At 64.0% G+C, this 20,584-nt stretch carries 20 protein-coding genes; 7 read left to right on the top strand and 13 right to left on the bottom strand.

Features of this window, described 5'->3' with window-relative positions; translation table 11 throughout:
- The first annotated feature begins 111 nt into the window (after positions 1-111).
- Positions 112-1,641 (top strand): sensor domain-containing diguanylate cyclase, encoded by a 1,530-nt coding sequence (locus HOP53_RS02045; RefSeq protein ID WP_234268465.1) that lies wholly within the window; start codon positions 112-114, stop codon positions 1,639-1,641.
- Between the two features lie 49 nt (positions 1,642-1,690).
- On the opposite strand, the gene HOP53_RS02040 is transcribed toward HOP53_RS02045, so the two are convergent.
- The 3 genes from HOP53_RS02040 to HOP53_RS02030 all read right to left on the bottom strand — a co-directional run bounded on the left by HOP53_RS02040 (position 1,691) and on the right by HOP53_RS02030 (position 6,231).
- Positions 1,691-3,040: a cytochrome P450 gene (locus HOP53_RS02040; protein WP_234268464.1), complete on the bottom strand. Its 1,350-nt coding sequence runs from the start codon at positions 3,038-3,040 to the stop codon at positions 1,691-1,693.
- Between the two features lie 116 nt (positions 3,041-3,156).
- Positions 3,157-4,869: a methyl-accepting chemotaxis protein gene (locus tag HOP53_RS02035; protein WP_234268463.1), complete on the bottom strand. Its 1,713-nt coding sequence runs from the start codon at positions 4,867-4,869 to the stop codon at positions 3,157-3,159.
- A gap of 120 nt (positions 4,870-4,989) precedes the next feature.
- Positions 4,990-6,231 (bottom strand): methionine gamma-lyase, encoded by a 1,242-nt coding sequence (locus HOP53_RS02030; protein ID WP_234268462.1) that lies wholly within the window; start codon positions 6,229-6,231, stop codon positions 4,990-4,992.
- A 130-nt stretch (positions 6,232-6,361) separates the two neighbouring features.
- Between HOP53_RS02030 and HOP53_RS02025 the strand changes: the two genes are divergently transcribed.
- The 4 genes from HOP53_RS02025 (at position 6,362) to HOP53_RS02010 (ending at position 9,455) form a co-directional block, all read left to right on the top strand.
- A complete protein-coding gene (locus HOP53_RS02025; protein WP_010628126.1) occupies positions 6,362-6,817 on the top strand; it encodes an Lrp/AsnC family transcriptional regulator in 456 nt (151 codons plus the stop codon).
- Between the two features lie 87 nt (positions 6,818-6,904).
- Positions 6,905-7,810 (top strand): cation diffusion facilitator family transporter, encoded by a 906-nt coding sequence (locus HOP53_RS02020; RefSeq protein WP_234268461.1) that lies wholly within the window; start codon positions 6,905-6,907, stop codon positions 7,808-7,810.
- Between the two features lie 70 nt (positions 7,811-7,880).
- Positions 7,881-8,498 carry an exopolysaccharide biosynthesis protein gene (locus tag HOP53_RS02015; RefSeq protein ID WP_010628124.1) on the top strand — a complete coding sequence of 206 codons (618 nt, stop codon included), beginning with the start codon at positions 7,881-7,883 and terminating at the stop codon, positions 8,496-8,498.
- 9 nt (positions 8,499-8,507) lie between these two features.
- The gene (locus tag HOP53_RS02010) at positions 8,508-9,455 is read left to right on the top strand and encodes a threonine ammonia-lyase (RefSeq protein WP_234255441.1); all 948 of its coding nucleotides are present in this window, start codon (positions 8,508-8,510) and stop codon (positions 9,453-9,455) included.
- Between the two features lie 18 nt (positions 9,456-9,473).
- On the opposite strand, the gene HOP53_RS02005 is transcribed toward HOP53_RS02010, so the two are convergent.
- Entirely contained in the window at positions 9,474-10,076 is a 603-nt protein-coding gene (locus HOP53_RS02005; RefSeq protein WP_010628122.1) for a LysE family translocator, read from the bottom strand.
- Between the two features lie 99 nt (positions 10,077-10,175).
- Between HOP53_RS02005 and HOP53_RS02000 the strand changes: the two genes are divergently transcribed.
- On the top strand, positions 10,176-11,573 hold the full coding sequence (locus tag HOP53_RS02000; protein ID WP_234268460.1) for an aminotransferase-like domain-containing protein: 1,398 nt from the start codon (positions 10,176-10,178) through the stop codon (positions 11,571-11,573).
- An 82-nt stretch (positions 11,574-11,655) separates the two neighbouring features.
- Here HOP53_RS02000 and HOP53_RS01995 read toward each other — a convergent pair whose 3' ends face one another.
- The 5 genes from HOP53_RS01995 to HOP53_RS01975 all read right to left on the bottom strand — a co-directional run bounded on the left by HOP53_RS01995 (position 11,656) and on the right by HOP53_RS01975 (position 16,482).
- Positions 11,656-12,447 carry a DUF2182 domain-containing protein gene (locus tag HOP53_RS01995; RefSeq protein WP_234268459.1) on the bottom strand — a complete coding sequence of 264 codons (792 nt, stop codon included), beginning with the start codon at positions 12,445-12,447 and terminating at the stop codon, positions 11,656-11,658.
- On the bottom strand, positions 12,444-13,091 hold the full coding sequence (locus tag HOP53_RS01990) for a DUF1326 domain-containing protein (RefSeq protein WP_234268458.1): 648 nt from the start codon (positions 13,089-13,091) through the stop codon (positions 12,444-12,446). The genes HOP53_RS01995 and HOP53_RS01990 overlap by 4 nt, the downstream gene beginning before the upstream one ends.
- Positions 13,092-13,137: 46 nt before the next feature.
- Entirely contained in the window at positions 13,138-13,719 is a 582-nt protein-coding gene (locus HOP53_RS01985; RefSeq protein ID WP_234268457.1) for a TetR/AcrR family transcriptional regulator, read from the bottom strand.
- Positions 13,720-13,846: 127 nt separating this feature from the next.
- Entirely contained in the window at positions 13,847-15,067 is a 1,221-nt protein-coding gene (locus HOP53_RS01980) for an acetate/propionate family kinase (RefSeq protein ID WP_234268456.1), read from the bottom strand.
- Entirely contained in the window at positions 15,064-16,482 is a 1,419-nt protein-coding gene (locus HOP53_RS01975) for a bifunctional enoyl-CoA hydratase/phosphate acetyltransferase (protein WP_234268455.1), read from the bottom strand. The genes HOP53_RS01980 and HOP53_RS01975 overlap by 4 nt, the downstream gene beginning before the upstream one ends.
- 150 nt (positions 16,483-16,632) lie before the next feature.
- On the opposite strand from HOP53_RS01975, the gene HOP53_RS01970 reads away from it, so the two are divergent.
- Positions 16,633-17,034: a RidA family protein gene (locus HOP53_RS01970; RefSeq protein WP_234268454.1), complete on the top strand. Its 402-nt coding sequence runs from the start codon at positions 16,633-16,635 to the stop codon at positions 17,032-17,034.
- 12 nt (positions 17,035-17,046) lie between these two features.
- On the opposite strand, the gene HOP53_RS01965 is transcribed toward HOP53_RS01970, so the two are convergent.
- The 4 genes from HOP53_RS01965 to HOP53_RS01950 all read right to left on the bottom strand — a co-directional run bounded on the left by HOP53_RS01965 (position 17,047) and on the right by HOP53_RS01950 (position 20,568).
- Positions 17,047-18,042, bottom strand: a complete 996-nt coding sequence (locus HOP53_RS01965; protein ID WP_234268453.1) for a substrate-binding domain-containing protein — start codon at positions 18,040-18,042, stop codon at positions 17,047-17,049.
- Between the two features lie 114 nt (positions 18,043-18,156).
- Positions 18,157-18,645: a gluconokinase gene (locus HOP53_RS01960; protein WP_267955243.1), complete on the bottom strand. Its 489-nt coding sequence runs from the start codon at positions 18,643-18,645 to the stop codon at positions 18,157-18,159.
- Positions 18,646-18,690: 45 nt separating this feature from the next.
- On the bottom strand, positions 18,691-19,974 hold the full coding sequence (locus HOP53_RS01955) for a TRAP transporter large permease (RefSeq protein ID WP_234268451.1): 1,284 nt from the start codon (positions 19,972-19,974) through the stop codon (positions 18,691-18,693).
- Positions 19,975-19,977: 3 nt separating this feature from the next.
- On the bottom strand, positions 19,978-20,568 hold the full coding sequence (locus HOP53_RS01950; RefSeq protein ID WP_234268450.1) for a TRAP transporter small permease: 591 nt from the start codon (positions 20,566-20,568) through the stop codon (positions 19,978-19,980).
- Positions 20,569-20,584: the final 16 nt, after the last annotated feature.

Below are 20,584 nucleotides of genomic sequence, written 5' to 3'. Positions count from 1 at the left end.
TACTGTCTACTGGTTTCACTAATGCTAGGCTGTTAGAAAAATCGCCCGAGACGTCCGAGGTTCCTGAACTAGCGCGTCTTGCTCATTTGGCTCATTCGACAGACCGAGATCTTGCTGACATACAAGACCCTCTCTCAAAAGCTGTTCGGTACCAGGCGTCCTCATCGACTCGCCCTGGCAACGCTCCCTCCCCGTGCCTTTGCCTTTCTCCACACCTTCGGCCTCACGGTATGGATCGCACTGGTGGAAGGCCGCGGCTGGTCGCTGATTCTACCAGGGATGCTCCTGCTGCTATGGCCGGGAATCGCCTACCTGCACGCTGCCAGGGCGCAGGATTCGAAGCGGGCCGAGTTCAAGAACCTGCTATGTGACAGCCTGTTGTTCGGCGCGTGGTGCAGCGTGCTGGATTTTTACGTACTGGGCACCCTCTCTATCGCACTCGCCTGCTTCATGAACAACATGGTGGTAGCTGGTCCGCGCCGCATGCTGGTTGCCATGGCACTGTTCATCGGCGGCGCCCTGGGCTGGAGCGCACTGACCGGATTCGAGATTCGGCCTTACGTCAGTAACGGGCTGGACATCTATCAGGGAACTGGCGCTGTGCTCTATTTTCTGGCAATTGCCTACGTGATGTACGGGCAAAATCGCCAGCTCGGTCGAAGCATGCGCGAGACCAAGTTTCAGAACCGGGTCTTTCACGCCCTGCTCGAACTGGGCGGCGTCGCCAACAGCGCCTCGAACATTCATATGCTGCTGGACGATTCCCTGAAACACCTGCATGACGATTTCCCCGAGTACGGATTCGCCGTGTTTCTCCAGGAGCGGAATCGACCCGAAGTGACACGCTACGCCGCCGTGGCCGGACTGCAGCTCGGCGTAGAGGATGAGCGACGGCTGGGCGGCCTGCTGGCAACACTTCATGATCACCAGGAAAGTGTCATCAAGCTGCGCGAGAAGAGTGTCGGCGAGCAGCTTTACGCTACCTCGATGGCGGGTCGCCTCAGCCTGTACGATGGCTGGCTGATCGTACGCGCACCCAAGTTGGATGGCCAGTTGGAGCGCATGCTGCCCCTTTTCCTCGATCAGTTGGCGGCAGCCACCGAGAACAAGCTACTTCACCTCGCATTGAAGAAAACGGCAGAGCGAGACGGGCTGACCGGTCTCTACAATCGTGGCTTCTTCGAATCGGCGCTGCAGTTGAGCGTCCAGGGCAAGGGACAGACGCCAAGCCTGGATTTTGCCGTGTTGATGATGGATGTCGACGGGCTCAAGGTGGTGAACGACCGCTACGGCCATGTCGCGGGCGACCAACTCATCACTACGGTGGCCGAGCGTCTGCAGGTGCACTGCCGCGCCAGCGACATCCTGGCCCGCTACGGCGGTGACGAATTCGTCGTCCTTTTTCCCTCCGCGGACATTGCGGCCGCGAATCGTCTGGCCAATCTGATCAGAACGCATATCGAAGGACAGCGCTGTGCCATTACCACCGCCGATGGCAAGCAATTGACGCTGGAGCTTCGCTTGAGCCTCGGCGGTGCCAGCTCCACCGAGGTGCCTGCCCAGGAAGTGCTTACCCTGGCCGACGAGCGCATGTACGAGGACAAGACCCTGAGACGCAGGCAGCGACAAGCCCTCAGTTGAGCGACACCGCGCCCCTCATGCTTCGGTAGCGCGGTATCGCTGATGGCTCCTACCTGCTACCGACCTTGAACTCCAGGTCGTAGTTGTTGAGCAGCGGCGGCATCGGTTTGCTGCTGAGCAGGCGCGTCGGTGGGTTCAGCTGGAACTCCCGGCCTCGCAGCAGCTTGGCCAGCATGTGGCTGGTCACCGTCTGCACCACGCGGCGCCCTGGGCAGATGCCGGTACCACCGCTGAAGGGGATCAGCGGCCAGTCGCCAGCGGCATCCGGCTCCAGCCACAGGTCCGGATTGAAGCGATCGGCTTCATTCAGGTGGCGGTCATCGCGATGGAAATAGGGCGCCAGGATCAGGATCGACGTTTCGGCTGGCATGGTGCCGTTCTCCCACTCGGTTGCCTCGGTGGCCTGGCGCAGCACCATGGGCGTGGTGGGCCATAAGCGTAGCGACTCGAGCAGACAGGATCGCAGGAACTCCAGCCTGGGCGCCGGATGGCCGGCATGATCGGCGATCTCGGCCTGGGCCCGCTCGGCCTGATTGGGGTGAGCGGCAAGCAGCGCCAGGGCGCGGAAGGTGGCCATACCCGCCGGGTCGAAGGCGAACAGGTACTGCGGTACCTGATGCTCGGGCTGGGTGGTCTCGTTGGTCGGCGTGCGGGCGATCTCCCCCGCCAGGCTGCCTTCTTCGCCACGCTCGAGATAGGCACGGATGCGTTCGAGAAAGTCGTCCTTCACACGGTTGTGGCCCGGGTGAAAGAAGGCCCAGTTAGCCGCGCTGCGCAGCTTTTCCAGCATCTCCGTCAGGGCCTGGTCGTCGCGGGCGGTATCGCCCAGCACCACACGGCGCACCACGCGATTCCAGGTCGCTTCGAACATGTCCCAGTCGAGCTTGCCCTCATGACGTTCGACCCGGGTGAGCAGCTCATCGGCCTCTTGCTCGACCACCTGCACGAAACGAGCCCCCAGACCATGCACCGGACATTCGCTCTGCAGCACCTCTTCATTGAAACGGCGGCGCTCGGCCCGTTCGGGTCCGTGAGAAACCAGTGCCATATCGGGCTCGAAGTGCTCCAGCGCCTTGCGCTTGGCCCATTCCGCCGTGGCGAACGGCTCGGGGGTTTCGTTAAGCACCCGGTTGGCGTGGTCGGGGTCGAGGATCAGCGCCATCGGCTTGCCCTCGGGCGTGTTGAGCATCAGCGGGCCCGAGCCGTACTTCTCGTTGAGCGTCTGCAGACGACGCACGGCCCGCTCATCCAGACCGAGTTTTTCCGCTAAACCCACTACCTTGGGCCGCCGAATGATCACGCCCTTGGCGATGTTGGGTACGAAGACATCGCCCATCACCGCCAACGTTTCGCCTGCGGTGGCTCTGGGCAGGCTGTTGGATGTGGAATCCCTTGTCATGTTGCGCTCCTTCTGCCATCCATCCTGGTTCGCAGTCTAGTCGCGCAATTTATGCCAAGCCTTTGTTTTCACAAAAATTTACAGCCTTTCCTCAAGACTCGCCCCGATACGCCAGCCTAGAACTCGCTCCAGTCCTCTTCGGCGGCGGTGCGCTTGCGGGTACCGGCCGGCTTGGGATCGACCAGCTTGACGAGCCGATGCTTATCGGCAGCGTCTGGTGTCGTTGGATTCTGCCCCGGGCGGCGGCGATCTTGCGGTTGAGTTGCGGCGGTAGCCGACATGGCTTGTTCGTCGACGCGGAAGGTGGCGATCAGTGCCGCCAGGCTGCTTGATTGCTGCTCCAGCGAGGCGGCGGCGGCGCTCGTCTGCTGGACCAGAGAGGCATTCTGCTGGGTGACGGAGTCCATCTCGGTAAGCGCCGAGTTGATCTGCTCGATGCCGCTGTTCTGCTCCCGTGTCGCGGTGGAGATCTCGGCCATCAGCGCGGTGACCTGCCGAATCGAGTCGACGGTGGCATTGATGGTTTCACCGCTGCGCTCGGCCTGTTCGGCACCGGTACCGATCTGGCTGGTAGTGGCTTCGATCAGGTTACGGATCTCTCTGGCCGACTCCGCACTGCGGCTGGCCAGGGAGCGAACCTCGCTTGCCACCACGGCGAAGCCGCGGCCCTGCTCACCCGCCCGCGCCGCCTCGACCGAGGCATTGAGCGCCAGGATGTTGGTCTGGAAGGCGATGGAGTCGATCACGCCGATGATCTCGTTGATGCGTTTGGCACTCTCGGAAATCTCGCGCATCAGCTTGACGGTACGCTCCACCTCTTCGCCCCCCGCCTCGGCGGTTTGCGAAGCCGAAGCGGCAAGCCGGTCGGCCTCGATGGCGGTGTCGGTATTCTTGCTCACCGTGGAGGCCATCTCCTCCATGCTGGAAGCCGTCTGCTGCAGGGCGGCGGCCTGCTCCTCGGTACGCGACGAGAGGTCCTGGCTGCCCGCAGCAATCTCTCCGGCACCGGTGAAGACGAATTCGCTGCTTTGCCGCAGCGACACCACCAGCGTCTTGAGCTTTTCCTGCATGCGCCCCAAGGCACCGTAGAGCTGGCCGATCTCGTTGCGGCCGCGATCCTCGATACGTGCTGTCAGGTCGCCATCGGCGATGCGCTCGAAATGGGCAATGGCGTCACGCAAGGGGGTCACGACCACGCGCATCATGGCAAGGCGAATGAGGAAGGCGGCAGCCAGAGCCACGATCAGCAGACCGAGAGCAGTCGCCCCGATGCGATTGGTCAGGGTTTTCACCTCTGCGATGGCAACGGCGCCACGCTGATCGCTGTAGGCAATGAAGGCCTCCATGGCATGGTCCAGACCTGCCCCCAGTTCGGCCAACTGGTCCTGCCGGCGCTGAACCAGAAAGGGGGCGGCATCCAGCAGCGGTACCAGCCCTTCGTTGACGTAGGCATCGTAGGCCTCGGCAATGGCGGCAACGTAGGGTGCGCGGGTATCGTCAGGCGCGATGGCAATCTGCCGGAACTCGGCGAAACGCCCCTGCGCGGTCTCCACCGCCGCCATGGCCATTTCCTGATTTTCGCGGCCAAGATCGGGGTTGCCCTGGGCGCTGTGGGCGGCATAGCGGTCGAGAAAGGTCTGCGCACGCAGTACGTTGACCTGGGCGCGATTGGCCAGGTTGGAGAGCTGAGCGTTGGTTTCCGCCAGCTCGTGCAGGGCGGCTCCACTGCTGCTGTTGGAATAGAACCCCAACCCACTGATCAATCCGATCATCAGTACAAGCGCGGCCAGGGCTGCCGTCAGGCTCCACTTGATGGAAAGATGCCTCATCGTACCGCTCCCATGGGTCGTAGAACTTTGGTGTCAAACCTCCAGATACAAAGTTTTCATCGGCAGCCGGCCGGCAGATTTTAGCCAAAAGTCCAAAATTACGACTTTTGTCTATAGGTATTAAGTCCTGGCCTCCAGCGCTTGGGCCAGATCCGCCTGAATGTCCGACGGTGTTTCAAGCCCCACGGAAAGGCGGATCAGTGAATCTGAAATCCCATGTTCGGCACGCTCCTCGGGGCTCAGCACCGAGTGGGTCATGCTGGCAGGATGCTGGATCAGACTTTCCGCATCGCCCAGCGATACGGCGCGCTGAATCAGCTCGAGTCGATTCATGAAGCGGCGCCCGGCTTCCAGGCCACCGGCGAGCTCGAAGGCGATGATGCCGCCGTAATCGCCCATCTGACGCCGTGCCAGCTCATGCTGCGGAAAGCTGGTCAGCCCGGGATAATGGACACGCTCGACCGCCGGGTGTCGCTCTAGCCAGCTGGCCACCTCGAGCGCCGAGACGGATTGCCGCTGCATACGAATTTCGAGCGTCTTCAGACCACGCATGATCAGAAACGCAGTGAAGGGCGACATCACCGCGCCGGTGAAGTCCTTCAGTCCGGTGAGACGCACTCGGTGCATGTCCTCCTCACTGCCCACCAGCATGCCCGCGATCAGATCGCCGTGACCGCCCAGGTACTTGGTGGCGGAGTGCACCACGAAATCCGCGCCCCGCTCGATAGGCCGGGTGATGACGGGAGTGGCGTAGGTGTTGTCCACCACCACACGCGCCCCGTGCCGCTGCGCAATGCGGCTAACCGCTTCGATGTCCACCAGGCGCATGGTGGGGTTGGCCGGGGTCTCGAAATAGACGAGCTTGGTGCGCTCGCCGATTGCCGCTTCCAACGCCTCCGGCCGGGAGAGGTCCACGTGCTTGACGCGGATGCCGAACTCGGTCAGGCCGTGGTGGAAGAAGGCATGCGTACAGCCGTAGAGATGGCTGTCCGTGATCAGCTCATCTCCGGGGCGCAGCAGGCTCCACATCAGCGCGGTGATGGCGCCCATGCCCGAGGCGGTGGCCAGGCCGGCCTCGGCTCCCTCCAGGTTGGCCATGCGCTGCTCCAGGGTAGCCACCGTGGGATTGGAGATCCGCGAGTAGAAGTGGCCGGGAGCTTCGCCGGCAAAGCGTTCGACGCCCTGCTCGACACTCTCGAAGGTAAAAGTGGAGGTCAGATGCATGGGCGGTGTCAGTGCCCCCTGCTCGTCCCGGCTATCGTAGGCGGCGTGGATGGCCCGCGTGGCGAAGCCTTGTTCTTGGTGATAATAGCCTTGCTGCGAGTGGCCTTGCTGAGAGTGGCCCTGCTGAGAGTGTTGCATGACTTGACTCCACGGTGAGGAATGTCATTCGTTGACTTGTCATGCTATGCCCGCATTGGGAGAATTAGCTTTCGTTCTCTGCCTCGTTTATTTATTTTTTAGCAATAATATTCCAAGAATAGGCTCGACCATGGACAAGATCGATCGCAAGATCCTGCATGAGCTCCAGCTCGACGGACGTCTGAGCAATCAGGATCTGGCCCAGCGAGTCAACCTCTCTCCCTCCCCTTGCCTACGGCGAGTCCGGCGACTCGAGGAGCAGGGTGTGATACGCGGCTATACGGCGATCATCGATCAGAAACGCTACGGCTATCCCCTGACCGTCTTCACCCGCATCTCTCTGGCCCGCCACGACACCGAGACGGTGGCCAAATTCGAGCGCAGGGTGCGGGAGATCGACGAGATCATCGACTGCTTCGTGCTGACGGGGCAGCGCGACTACCAGCTGCGGGTGGTGGCGGCGAGCCTCGAGGACTACGAGCGCTTCATGCGCGACACCCTGCACACCATTCCCGGCATCGGCTCCATCGATACCAGCTTTGCGTTTGGGGTGGTCAAGCAGGCGCCATCGCTCCCGCACCTTTAGTCGCTTTCACACGCCTGGTTGCCCTCCCTCTCCCCTCTTTTCCCTGGCTCGGTTAGCATGGGAGGTTTTGCGTTTCGAGGAACCATCATGCAAGCCTCTCTCGAGCAGCGAGCGCTGAAAGTTTCCATTGTCGTCACCCTGGTGGTTTCCAGCCTGGGGGTGACGTTCGGGCTGCTGGCCGGCTCACAGTCGATCCTGTTCGACGGGGTGTTCTCCACCATCGACGCCGCCATGTCGGCACTCGCCCTGCTGGTGGCGAGGCTGGCGGTGCGTGAGGCCAGTCAGCGCTTCCAGCACGGCTACTGGCACCTGGAGCCGCTGGTAGCGGCACTAAACGGCAGCATTCTGATGCTGCTGTGCTTTTACGCCTTTCTCAATGCGCTCCAAGGACTGATGGAGGGCGGCCAGCCGCTGGCCTTCGACGTGGCCATCGGCTATGCCGTGGTAGTCGCCACCATGTGCTACGCCATGGTGTTCTACCAGCGCCGCATCAACCGCCGGGCGCAGTCGGAGTTCGTGCGCATCGACATGCAGGGCTGGCTGATGGCCGCGCTCATCACCACTTCGCTGCTGGTGGCTTTCAGCATCGGCCTGCTGCTGCAGGGTACCGAGTGGGAACACCTGACCCGTTACATCGATTCGCTGCTGCTGGTGGTGCTCACGGTCTGCTTCATGCCGGTGCCCATCGGTATCGTGCGCCGCGCGCTGCGCGAGATCCTGCTGATCGCTCCCAGCAACATCGACCGCGAAGTGCATGCCGCCATGGCGCCGGTGATGCAGCGTGAAGGACTGCTCGAATACTTCAGCCACGTGGCCAAGGCCGGTCGCGGGCACTACATCGAGATCCATATCGTCACCACGCCTGAGTTTGCCGCCGAGCGGGGCATCGCCGTGCTCGACGAGATTCGCGAAGAGATTGCCGCGAAGCTGAGCCCGCCGCCGGAGCGACGCTGGTTCACGGTGGCCTTCACTGCCGACCCGCGCTGGGCCTGAGCGATAGTGAAGCTATGCTGAATGTGGCGCCGCCCCTGAGGCGGCCCTGGACCCAGGCAGCGAGGAGACTATGGCAGTATCCAAGGGGGACACCGAGGATGAGCCCAGAGAGCCGCACAATCTGATCGAACTGATCGAGACCATCGAAGCGATCGAAACCCCTTCGGGCAAGCTGCGTTTCGATGCCGTACTGGAGGCGATCGGACGTCGCTCCTTCGGCCCCCTGCTGTTGCTGGCCGGCCTGGTGACCTTGGCACCGGTCATCAGCGGGATTCCCGGGGTGCCTTCACTGATGGGCATGTTTACCTTTCTGGTATGCGCTCAGTTACTGGTCGGCCGACGCACCTTTTGGCTACCGGCTTGGCTGCGAAATCGCCAGCTTTCAAGCGACAAGGTTCACAAGGGTCTGGGCTGGATGCGCAAGCCATCTCGAATGATCGACCGCCTGGTCTACCATCGCATCTCGTTCATGACCGGCGACTTCGCCATACGTGTGATCGCCGTAACCTGTTTCGTGCTCTCCATCGCCATGCCCCCCATGGAACTCGTACCGCTGACGGTCAACATTGCCGGCGTGGCGCTGACCCTGTTCGGGCTAGCCATCATGGCCCGGGACGGCCTGCTCTCCATCATCGCTTTCATCATTACCGGCATCAGTCTTTTCACCATGCTCTACAACCTGCTGTAGGAGTCTTCCATGCTACCGCTTGAACGTATTCTGGAAGCCCAGCGCCGTATCGCCGACAGCCTGCCGCCCACGCCGCTGCTGCTCGACCATGTGCTGTCCGAGCAGTTCGGGCGGCGCATCTGGCTCAAGGGGGAGCTGTTTCAGCGCACCGGCTCGTTCAAGCCTCGCGGTGGGCTCAACTGGTTGCGCAGCGCCGGCGATGCGGAGTTGGCCGGCGGGCTGGGAGCGGTCTCGGCGGGCAATCACGCCTTGGGGCTCGCCTGGGCGGCCGGCGAGGCTGGTGTGCCGGTGACAATCGTGATGCCCGAGAACGCCAGCGTGTTCAAGGTGGAAGGCAGCCGCAAGCTCGGCGCCGAGGTGATTCTGCACGGCGACATCAACCAAGCCTGGGAGCTGATGCGCAAGCTGGTAGCGGAGCGCGGCCTGACCCTGGTGCACCCCTACGACGACGAGCGCATCATCGCCGGCCAGGGCACGGTGGGGCTGGAGATTCTCGAACAGGCACCCGAGGCTACCGCCATCCTGTGCCCGGTGGGTGGCGGCGGCTTGATCGCCGGTATCGGTTCGGCCGCCGCAGCACTGAAGCCCGAGCTTGCCTTGATCGGCGTGGAACCCAGCGGGGCCGCCAGCATGGCCGCGGCCTGGTCGGCCGGCGCGCCTGAGCGCCTGGCACGGGTCGCTACCTGCGCCAAGAGCCTGGGCGCCGCCATCGTCGGTGAGCACACCTACCCCGTATGCCGTAAAACGACCCAGACACTGCTGCAAGTGGACGACGATGCCATCGGCCGCGCCATGCGCCATCTGCTCTACCAGGCCAAGCTGCTGGCAGAACCGGGCGCGGCCGTGGGTGTGGCCGCCCTGCTCGAAGGGGCGGTCGCGTTACCCTTCGAAGGCGATGTGGTGGTGGTGATCACTGGCGGTAACATGAGCCCGGAGGAGCTGACCGATTTCCTGTAACCACGGTTACCCCCTCGATCAGGCCAGGATGAAGTAGACGCAGGCGGCGGTCAGCCCCCCCATGGTCCAGTTGAAGATTCGCCAGGCGCGGGGCGTGTCGAGCCAGCGCCCGATGGCCACGCCGAACCCGGCCCACAGGGCGATGCAGGGCAGACCGACCAGCTCGGCGAAGGCCGCCAGCATCAGTGCGTTGATCACCAAGTTACCGCCTTCAGGCAGAAACCCCGCCATCAGCGCCAGCCCCATGACCCAGGCCTTGGGATTGGCGAACTGGAACGCCGCCGCCTGCCAGAAGCTCAAGGGTCGTCCTTCGCCCTCCAGGCGAAAATCGGGCGGCGGCGCGGTGGCAATCTTCCACGCCAGATAGAGCAGGTAGGCACTGCCGATCACCCGTAGCACCGTCTGCACCGCCGGGTAGCGCTCGAAGATCAGCCCCAACCCCAGGGCAATGCCGGCGAAGAGCAGGAAGCAGCCGCCCAGAATGCCGAAGATGTGCGGCAAGGTGCGCATGAAGCCGTAGTTGGCTCCCGAGGCCGTGAGCATCACGTTGTTGGGCCCGGGAGTGATGGTCATCGAGATCATATAGAGGGCCGCCGGCCCGAGTAACGCCAAAGCTTCCATTGCATTTGCACCCATACAATTTTTGATTTTCGCTTGGATTGTGCGCACAATTTCCAGCATAATCCTGCCAATATTGGCGTCAAAGGTTTTATTGTCACCATGACAATATGGGTTCCTCAGCTCCCTTCCGAGGGCGTGCGCTACCGCGTGATTGCCGATGCCATCGCCCTGGCGATCCAGACCGGCGAACTCGCTGCGGGGCAGAAGCTGCCGCCACAGCGTCAGCTGGCCGATCGGCTGGGCGTCACGGTGGGTACCGTGACCCGTGCCTATGCCGAGGCGGAGCGCCAGGGCCGGGTCGTGGCCCGGGTGGGCAGCGGCACCTACGTGCGCGGCAACGAAGCGCCGTCGGGCCAGTACTTTCTCGCCAGTCGTCCCGCCGAGGACGGCATCATCGACCTCAGCCTGAGCCTGCCGCCACCGCATCCGCTGCGTGCCGCCTCGCTGGGGCGCGTGCTGCAGGAGATCGCCGTCGAGGAGCCGCTGTTGCAGCGCGCCGTGGAGTACCAGTCGGATCGCGGCGTGCCGGAGCACCGCGAACGGCTGGCGGCCTGGATGACCGAACTCGGCATGCCTGCCGAGGCCGAGTCGCTGCTGGTCACCCAGGGCGGCCAGCACGGCATCAGTTTGGCACTACAGGCGCTGACACGCCCGGGCGAGCGCATCGCGGCGGATGTGTTGACCTACCCCGGCCTGATCAGCGCCGCCAGCCAGGCGCATCTCAAGCTGCTCGGGGTACCGATGGATGCACACGGCATGGATGTCGAGGCCCTCGCCCGGCTGTGTGCCCAACAGCAGCCGCCGCGGCTGGTGTACGTCACGCCCGATCAGAACAACCCGACCGGCACGCCGCTGAGCGAGAGCCGCCGCGAACGGCTGGCGGCGCTGGCCCACCGCCATGACTTCTGGATCGTGGAGGATGGCGTGCAGTACCTGCCCGCTGTCGAGCGTGGCACCCCGCTCTACCGCCTGGCACCGGAACGCACGCTGTTCATCTTCAGCACCTCGAAGGTACTGGCCGGGGGGCTGCGTATCGGCACCCTGCTGGCCCCCGCCATGCTGCGTGAACGTTTGGGCGCGGCGCTGCGCGCCCAGAGTTGGATGGTGCCGCCCCTGATGGTCGAGGCGGTGTGCCGCTGGGTCGCCAGCGACGACAGCCGGGTGCTGCTCGACTGGTTGATCGAGGAACTGGGAGCACGCCAGCGGCTGGCACGGGAACGGCTCGCCGGCTACCCCCTGGGTGGGCGGTCGCACGGCAATAATCTGTGGCTACCGCTGCCCGAAGGCCAGCGCAGCGCCATCCTGACGGCGGCACTGGCGCAGCGCAACGTGCTGGTCAGCAGCGCAGAGCCCTTCTGCGTGGGCAGCGAACCGGCGCCCCAGGCGCTGCGGCTGTGTCTCAGCGCCGCCGTGTCGCGGGAAGCGCTGAGCCAGGCGCTGGATACGCTGGTCGAACTGCTCGCCGAGCCCCCTGCCGCGCCCTGGCAGACGCTGTAGCGCTCCCCGACATGGCACGGCGGCTCCTGCACGGCAGGAGCCGCCGCAAACTTCCTTTCAATGCATGTTCATCAATGCAGGTTCAATGCATGTGCACCAGGGCTGGCATCCACGCCGGGCCAAGGAACACGAGTGCACCCAGCAGGATCAGGGCCATGCCGGCCGGCCGCACCACCCTGTCTCCATGGCGGCCGATCTTCTCGTAAATCATGAGCGCAGCCAGGGGCGCCATCCACGCCAGGTTGGCAATGCCGACCACGAACATCACCAGCATGAGCGCCCAGCAACACCCCAGACAGAACAGCCCATGCCGGAGGCCGAGCGTCATCGCCCCACCCAGACCTCGCCGGTAATGCGCCAGCAGGAAAGAGCGTGGCTGGCGGCACTTGTCCAGGCACCGCGACTTGAGTGACGTGAACTGGAAGGCCCCGGCCAGCACCAGCACGGCTCCCATCATCCATTCAGGTCGATGCATCAACCAGTGCCAGTCCGCAAGAGCCCTCCCCAGCAGCGTGTCGCCCAGCAGGGCCAGCACACCGAACATGGTCCACACCAGCAGATAGCCACCCAGGAAGCAGGCCCATGCCACCCCCGGACGGGACTGGCCGGCTGCCGCCTGACGGAACAGGCCGACCATGGGCAGGGTGGACGGCAGCATCATGGCCGCTATGTGTAGCTGCCAGGCGAGCAGGAACAGGAACAGGCTGCTCCAGAGTGCCATGTCGTCGACGACCAGCTGGTGATGATGGACCCACTGCACCCTGCCGGTCAGCTCGGCCACGATGGCCAACAGCCACGCCAGGCCAATGATGCCCAGCAGCAGAAGGTTGTCAGCGGTAATCCGGTTCGCCTGCCGGTCGAGCGCGGCACTCACGGCTCGAACTCCATCTTCCAGGCGGTCTGAATGGCATTCTGCCCGTCGTGAGTCCAGCTCATGTCATGCTGCGGCATGCTGACCCGATAACGCCGCGACTTGCCGAGATAGGCCGGGGCACCCTTGACCGTGGTGAAGGCACTGTCATGCATCGTGGCCGTGGTTCCGTCCGGTGAGGATTGGATCGGGGCAAGCTCCGCCTCGACCCTACCCTGTGCGATCAAGCGCCCTTCCACCTGCCGGGCCTCATGCACGATCGGCACACGCTCCACGGCCACGACCTCCCCTACCAGGCCGGCAAGGTCGGCCAACGGCCCCCCCAACTTGCCGCCAAAAGCGTCCAGCAGCGCTTCGTATTGCGCGTCGTCAGCGGCACTGTCGATCAAGATGACCGAACGCCAGCCGCCGGCCAGGGCATTGCCCGGTATGTGCGCCACGTTCATGAGAGTCAAACCGGATACATCGACGCCCCTGGCCTGCCCCTTTTCCAGCTTGAAGGCGATCACGCCATGGCATTCGTTGCCGTCGGGGTCTTCACCGAGAAAGCATGGACAGGGGGCGGAACACGAGCAGATCTCCAGCATCGTGCCCTCGAGTCGATAGCCTGCCTTTGTCGTTGTCGGCGTCGTCATTGTTGTTGTCATGATCCACCTCCATCAGCTTGAGTGTGAGCACCGGCAACCGGCACGTTCAAGCGTCACGAGTCGCCGCTGCAAAATAGAAATCCAGCATTCGATCGAGCGGTGCCGGATCTCTGAGTAAACGGCTGCGCAAGGCAGCCCCCTCCCAGCAGTTCAGCAGCAGGTTGGCCAGCTCCACGGGGTCGGCATCGGGCGCCAGCTGGCCCTGCTGTCTTGCCTCTTCCAGGCACTCCGCAATATGTCGTGTCACCACGGAGAAACAGTCCTCGATCTTGCGCGCGAAGGTCGGATTCACGCCGGACAGTTCCTGCCCCAAAGCTCCGAGCATGCAGCCCAGGTGGCCGTCTTGACGGTACTTCTCCCGCGATAGCTCGAAGAAGCGTCGTGCCCGCTCCAACGGTCGAAGCGTCTGGTCCTGCAGGGCGGCTTCCAGCCCTTGGTGCACCTCCTGCATGTAGCGATCGATGACTTGCAGGGCGAAGTCCTCCTTGCTGCCGAAGTGATGATAGAAGGACCCCTTGGGTACGCCCGTTGCCTCCAGCAGCGCCTGAATGCCCAAGTCGTTGTAACCGTGCTTGAGCAGCATCGATAGCCCGGCTTCGAGCAGTTGCTCCTTGGTGTTGAGTGCCATTTTCTCTCCTAGACCGACCGGTCTATTCAGAATAGGACGTACGCAGGCAGCGTCAAGGCCGGCTTGAAAGCCGGCCCCACGGCTGAGAAGGCGATGAAGCTGGTAGAGGTGCAACCGATACAGCGGATCAGGTCTGTCGCGCCAGCTCGGTGGCGGTGTACCAGGCAATCATGCGCTCTTCGTCGGTGGGTACGACCCACAGCCCGAGCCGGCTGTCGGCCGCGGCGATATCGAGGGCATTCGCGGCATTGGCCGCGTCATCGAGGCGCGCACCGAGCCATTCGCAGCCCTGCGCCACGGCGGCACGGATCGGCGCGGCACGCTCGCCGATGCCGGCGGTGAAGACGAGGTGATCGAGCCCACCCAGGGCCGCCGCCAGGCTGCCGACCTCACGCACGATGCGATAGACGAACAGCTCGACGGCCTCGGCGGCTTCGGGCGCCTCGCTAGCCAGCAGCTCGCGCATGTCGCCGCTGATTCCGGATACTCCAAGCAACCCCGACTCCTTGTAGAGCAGCCGCTGCACGGCCTCGGCGCTCATGCCCTCGTGAAGAATCAGATGCAGCACCAGGCCCGGGTCGAGGCTGCCGCTGCGGGTGCCCATCATCAGTCCTTCCACGGCGGTGAATCCGGTAGTGGCAGCCACGCTCTTACCATCACGCAGCGCACACAGACTGGCCCCGTTACCCAGGTGGGCAATGACCACGCGCCCACCCGGCGTCGCCTGAACACGCTGCCGCTCAGTGCACAGTGCACGGCTGACGTAGTCGAAGGAGAGCCCATGGAAGCCGTAGCGGATCACGCCCTGCTCGCGAAAACGGCGCGGCAGCGGAAAGGTCTGCGCCACCGCCGGCTGAGTGGCATGAAAGGCGGTGTCGAAGCAGGCGTACTGGGGCAGCCCCGGACGCAGACCGGTCAAGGCACGAACCGGCGCCAGGCCATGCGGCTGATGCAGCGGCGCCAGTTCGATCAGCGCCTCCAGTGCAGCAAAGGAGTCGGCATCCAGACGCAGCGGCTCGCGGTAGCGGGCGCCGCCATGCACGATACGGTGGCCAACGGCTCTGATGTCGCCCAGCGCCGGGTTGTCCTCGACCCATTGCAGAAGGCGTTCCAGCGCCCCCGCGTGATCCAGCGTTGCCGGTACGTCGTAAAGCGCCGCGTCTTGCTCTGCATTCAGCTCGGTACCGGACCCGGCTTGCAGCTCGGCCCGAGCCCTACTGCCGAGGCCCGAGAACTGGCCGCGGTAGCGCACCTGCATGGCCATGGGGCTGACCGTACGGGCGGCATCGAACAGGGCGAACTTGAGACTCGAGGAGCCACTGTTGACGGCCAGTATCTCGCCGCTCATGCCCGCGCCCTCTTGTGCTGCTCGGAAACCAGCAGCGCCAGGGCACAGGAGGCCATGCGGGTGATGGCGTCGTCGGCGCGGCTGGTGAGTACGATCGGTACCCGTGCGCCGACCACCAGCCCGGCACCGGTGGCGTCGGCCAGATAGGTGAGCTGCTTCATCAGCATGTTGGCCGATTCGAGATCGGGGGCCACCAGGATGTCGGCGCGCCCCGCCACCGGCGAGACGATGCCCTTGGCCGCGGCGGCCGCCTCGGAAACCGCGTTGTCGAAGGCCAGCGGACCGTCGAGCACCCCGCCGCGGATCTGCCCACGCTCCGCCATCTTGCACAGGGCCGCGGCTTCCACGGTCGAGGCAATCTTGGGGTTGACCGTCTCCACCGCCGACAGGATCGCCACCCGGGGCGATTCGAGACCGACCGCATGGGCCAGATCGATGGCGTTCTGCACGATGTCCTTCTTGTGCGCAAGGGTCGGGTAGATATTGATCGCCGCATCGGTGATGAACAGCGGGCGCGGGTAGGTCGGCACATCGAAGGCCATCACGTGGCTCAGGCAGCGCTCGGTGCGCAAGCCAGTGTCGCGCTTGACCACCTCGTGCAGCAGCTCATCGGTGTGCAGCGCCCCTTTCATCAGCGCCTCCACCCGTCCCGCCCGGGTCATGGCCACGGCCTCGGCCGCGGCGGCATGGCTGTGGGGCACGTCGACCAGCTCGAACTCGGCAATATCGATGCCGGCGGCCTCGGCGGCGGCATGCACCTTGGCCTTAGGCCCCACCAGCACCGGACGAATGAGCCCCTGACGGGCCGATTCGTAGGCGCCCATGATCGAGACTTCGTCCACCGGATGCACCACGGCCATGCTCACCGGGGCGGGATGCTCGGCGGCGCTGAGCATCTCGTGCAGGTGCGCCCGTTCCGCCAGCCGCACCCGCGGCAGCAAGGTGCGCGGCCGGCGAATCTTCTCGGTCGGCGCGTGCACCTCCGCCTGCCCTTCGATCACGGTCTCGCCGTTTTGATTGGTGCACAAGCAGTCGAAGGTGATGCGCTTGTGTTCTTCGTCCTTGGCCTGGGCCCTCACGCTCACCCGCAGCACATCACCGAGCCTCACCGGCTTGCGAAAGCGCAGGGTCTGGCCCAGATAGATGGTGCCGGGACCGGGCAGTTCGGTGCCGAGCACGGTGGAGATCAGCGCCCCACCCCACATTCCATGGGCGATGACTTCCTGAAAGCGGGTGCTCTTGGCGAAGTCATCGTCCAGGTGGGCCGGGTTGATGTCGCCGGACATGATCGCAAAGAGCTTGATGTCGTCCAGCGTCAGCCGTTTCTCAAGCGCAGCCGTATCGCCAATGCCGATTTCATCGAAGGTGCGATTCTCGATGTATCCGTTCTCTGCACGCTGTTCCTGACCTTCCATGCGCGTCGCCTTGTCGAATGAGGGAGAATACTGCGTCGCAGCATACTTCAGCAGATAGCATCGGCCAGGCATACAGCGAAGGCAAGCGCCTTGCACCTCGGGCAGATGCAACCACAATGAGGGAACGCCATCGCAGCCAGGGGCAGCGCCATGCACCGTTTCCGCAACGACCCGACGCTTGCCATACCGGTCTTTCCCGGTAGCCATATCGTGCAGGACGGCCACTACATCTTCCTTTCCGGATTGACGGTGACCGACATTCAGGGCGGTGAAGCCGTGTTGGGCGATATCGCCGAGGAGACCCGCTGGGTGATGCGCCGCCTCTCACGCATGCTGGAATATGCCGGCGCCTCGATGGCCGACGTGGTACGGGTGGACGTTCACCTGACGAGTCTGGACACCATTCACACCATGGACGCGGCCTACGCCGAATTCTTCGAGAACAAGCGCTACCCCGCCCGCACCTGCACCGAATCGCCACGCCTCAGCGGCGGCTCCAACGTCGAGATCACGCTGATGGCGCGCCAACCCGAGCGAAACGACACAGCCTAAGGGGAAGCGGGGCTACAGGGTCATGCCGGGCTCAATCCGATACCCCAGGTCGATGACAGGCTCTACCAACGCCTTGCCCTGGATCCTCGCCATCAACTCGGTGGCAGCACGCCTGCCGATATCCCGCCGCGGCGTGACCACGCTGGCCAGTCGCGGCGACATCACCTGGCCCACGTCGTGGCCGTGGAAACCGGCAATGGCCATGCGCTCCGGCACCGCCACCCCCTGACGCAGACACTCGAAGTAGGCCCCCACCGCCACGTCGTCGTTGGTGCAGAAGATACCGTCGGTATCCGGGTGCTCGACGAGAATCTCGTTGAGCAGCGCCGCCCCCACGCTGTAGGAGGAGCGCTGGCTACGGTGCAGGGTGAGAGGGTCGAGCCCGTGTTCTGCCATCGCTCGCCGGTACCCTTCTTCCCGCTGACGGGTACGCTGATCGAGACGCACGGCAAGATAGACGATGCGACGCCGACCTTGGCGAATCATCTCGCTGATCATGTCGTAGGCGGCACGCACGTTGTCGTAGCCCACCGCCTGGTGCAGCGGCTTGCTCAGCGAGTCCATGATCTCGACCGTGGGAATGCCCGCGGTTTCGAGCATGCGGCAGGTACGCACGGTATGGTGGCTGTCGGAGAGAATCAGACCGTCGACGTTGTAGGAGAGCAGCGACGCCAGGCTGCGCTCTTCCAGCTCAGGGCTATAGCCGTAGTGCGCCAGCATCAGGTGATAGCCCAGCGGCTCAGTCACCTCCTCGATGCCCACTAGCACGTCGGCGAACACCTGGTTGGAGAGCGAGGGAACCAGCAGGCCGATGGAGTGGCTGGTGGCTCGCGAGAGCAGGTCGGGCGCCCGATTGGGGATGTAGCCGACCTGTTCGGCCACGCTGAAGATACGCTCACGCAGGCCTTCCGACACCGTCGTCGGGTCGCGTAGGCAACGACTGACCGTCATCTTGGTCGCCCCGACCCGGTCGGCGATGTCCTGGAGTGTCGGTCGCTTCTTCTTCACGATTCCCCGCTGACGGTAGTTGGGCCTGCCGGTGCGCCATGGCCGGCACCGGCAGGCAACGCATGATACCGGACTTCCTCCTCCCCCGCTGCCCGGCCCAGACCCACGGGGCCGTCAGCCTCGGCAGCGCGGCAAGACCTCGAGGAAAGTGTCGACGATGGTATCCGGGGCATCGCCAATGCTGCAGGTCACGGCCTCGTGATCACCGGGTATTTCGAGATCGCGCAGTTGACTGTCGAGCATCGCATCGCCACGAAAGAAGTGTTCTTCTCTGCTCGCCAGGCGCTCGCGCAGCTGGGTGCGCTCCCCCTGAAGGAACAGGAACACGAGCTCCGGGTCGCCACGCCGCAGCAGCTCACGATAGCGCTGCTTGAGCGCCGAGCAGGCCAGCACCAGGGACTCATTGCGGCGGCGACTCTGGTCGATCAAGTTTGCCAAGGTCTCGAGCCACTCGCGGCGATCCTCGTCGTCTAGCGGAATGCCGCTCGCCATCTTGGCGACACTGGTCGGCGAGTGATAGTCGTCGCCGTCGATGAAGGCGACGCCGAGACGGCGAGCAAGCAACGCGCCGACGCACGACTTGCCCGAACCCGACACCCCCATCACCACGATGCGGTACGTAGCATCCTTCACGAGATCTCCCTGTTCTCAGTTGCCGCGCACGGCAGCCAGATCGGGCAGCCAAGTCACGATACCGGGGAAGGCGATCAGCACCACCAGTACCACCAGCAACGCCGCGTAATAAGGCAGCATAGCTTTCACCAGCTGCTCCATGCTGACCCGGCCGACGCCGCAGCCCACGTAGAGGCAGGTGCCCACCGGTGGGGTCAACAGACCGATGCCGAGAATGAAGGCCATCAGCACGCCGAAGTAGACCGGGTCGACCCCCACCGAAGTGACGATGGGCGTGAGCATCGGCGCCATGATCACCATCGCCGGGGTCAGGTCCATGACGAAGCCCACCAGCAGCAGCAGGGCCGCCACGATCAGCAGCAGCAGGAACGGCTCTTCGGTAATCGCCTGCACCTGGCGCACCAGGGTCTGCGGCACCATGTTGATGGTCAGGAACCAGGCGATGACGGTGGCGAAGGCCAACAGCAGCAGCACCATGCCGGTCAGCCGCGCGGTGCGGATCAACATGCCCCACAGCTCGCGGGGGTGGAACTCGCGGTAGAACACCATCGAGATGAACAGCGAGTAGAGCAACGCCACCACCGCCGCTTCGGTTGCGGTGAAGACGCCGCCGATGATGCCGCCGATGACGATCACCGGCAGTACCAGCGCCAGCCAGGCTGCCTTGAATGCATGCCACAGACGGCCCAGCTCGAAGCGCCGCGTCTGGCCGGCATGCTCGATGCTGGCCATGATGAACGTGGTCACCATCAGCGCGAAGCCGATCATCAAGCCCGGCACGACCCCGGCAATGAAAAGCCGGCTGATCGAGGTCTCGGTGACGATACCGAACAGAATCAGCGGAATCGAAGGCGGAATGATGATGCCGATCACCGAGGAGACGGTATTGATCGCCGTGGCATGGGGCGCGGAATAGCCCTGCTGCTTCATCGACGGAATCATCATTGAGCCGGTGGCGGCGGTGTCGGCCACCGCCGAACCGCTGATGCCCCCGAAGAACATCGAACCGGTAATGGCAACCTGACCCAGGCCGCCACGCACGAAGCCGACCAGCGCTCCGGCCAGCTCCATCAAGCGACGGGCGATACCGCCATGGCTCATCACCTCACCTACCAGAATGAAGAAAGGAATGGCCAGCAGCGGGAAATTGTTGACCCCACGGATCGATTGCTCGATCAGGATTGACAGCGGAATATCGGAGAGTATGGCCAGGACCACGGCGGCCACGCCGAGGCCGAAGGCAATCGGCAGCCCCATGGCGATGGAGGCGAACAGGATGCCCAGGAAAATCCACAGCATGGTTCAGTCTCCCGCCTGAGGTTGATCGGGGTTCGGGTTGCGAATCAAGCGCAGGCACTGCCACGCCCGCCACAGCGCAACGGCGACGATGAACAGCGAACAGAGCACCAGCGAGACGTTGATCAGGTTCCACGGCACGCCGAGGATGGCGGTGCGTCCGGTGGAGCGGGACATCACCAGATAGCCGCCCCACACCATGATGCCCATCAAGGTGGCGATGATCAGGTGCTGCAGCAGATAGAGCGCGTAAGCAGCCCGTGGCTGCAATCGGCGAACCAGAAAATCGACGGCGATGTGCTCGTAACGAGCGAACGCCGCCGCCGCACCGATGAAGATCAGCCAGATGAACAGCATGCGGGCCAGTTCGTCGGCCCAGGGCAGTGAGCGATTGAGCAGCGAACGTCCGAGGACATTGGCCGACACCGAGACGATCAGCGCTACCAGGATCGTGGCGATCAAGTGCTCCATGAGGCGGGTGAGCCAGCGAAACGGAGCCGGACCGCGGCCACCTTCGATATCGAGTTCGAGCGGCTCGCGCCGAGGGTCGGCCAGATAGGCGCTCGCCTCGTCGGGCAGGGGGTTGGGCGAAGTCATGCGGCGCTCCGTGCAG

This window comes from Billgrantia ethanolica (assembly GCF_021404305.1).
In the GTDB taxonomy this organism is placed as follows: Bacteria; Pseudomonadota; Gammaproteobacteria; order Pseudomonadales; family Halomonadaceae; genus Halomonas; species Halomonas ethanolica.
The sequence above is the reverse complement of the archived record's forward strand: the minus strand, read 5'-3'. Positions and strand labels throughout refer to the sequence as shown.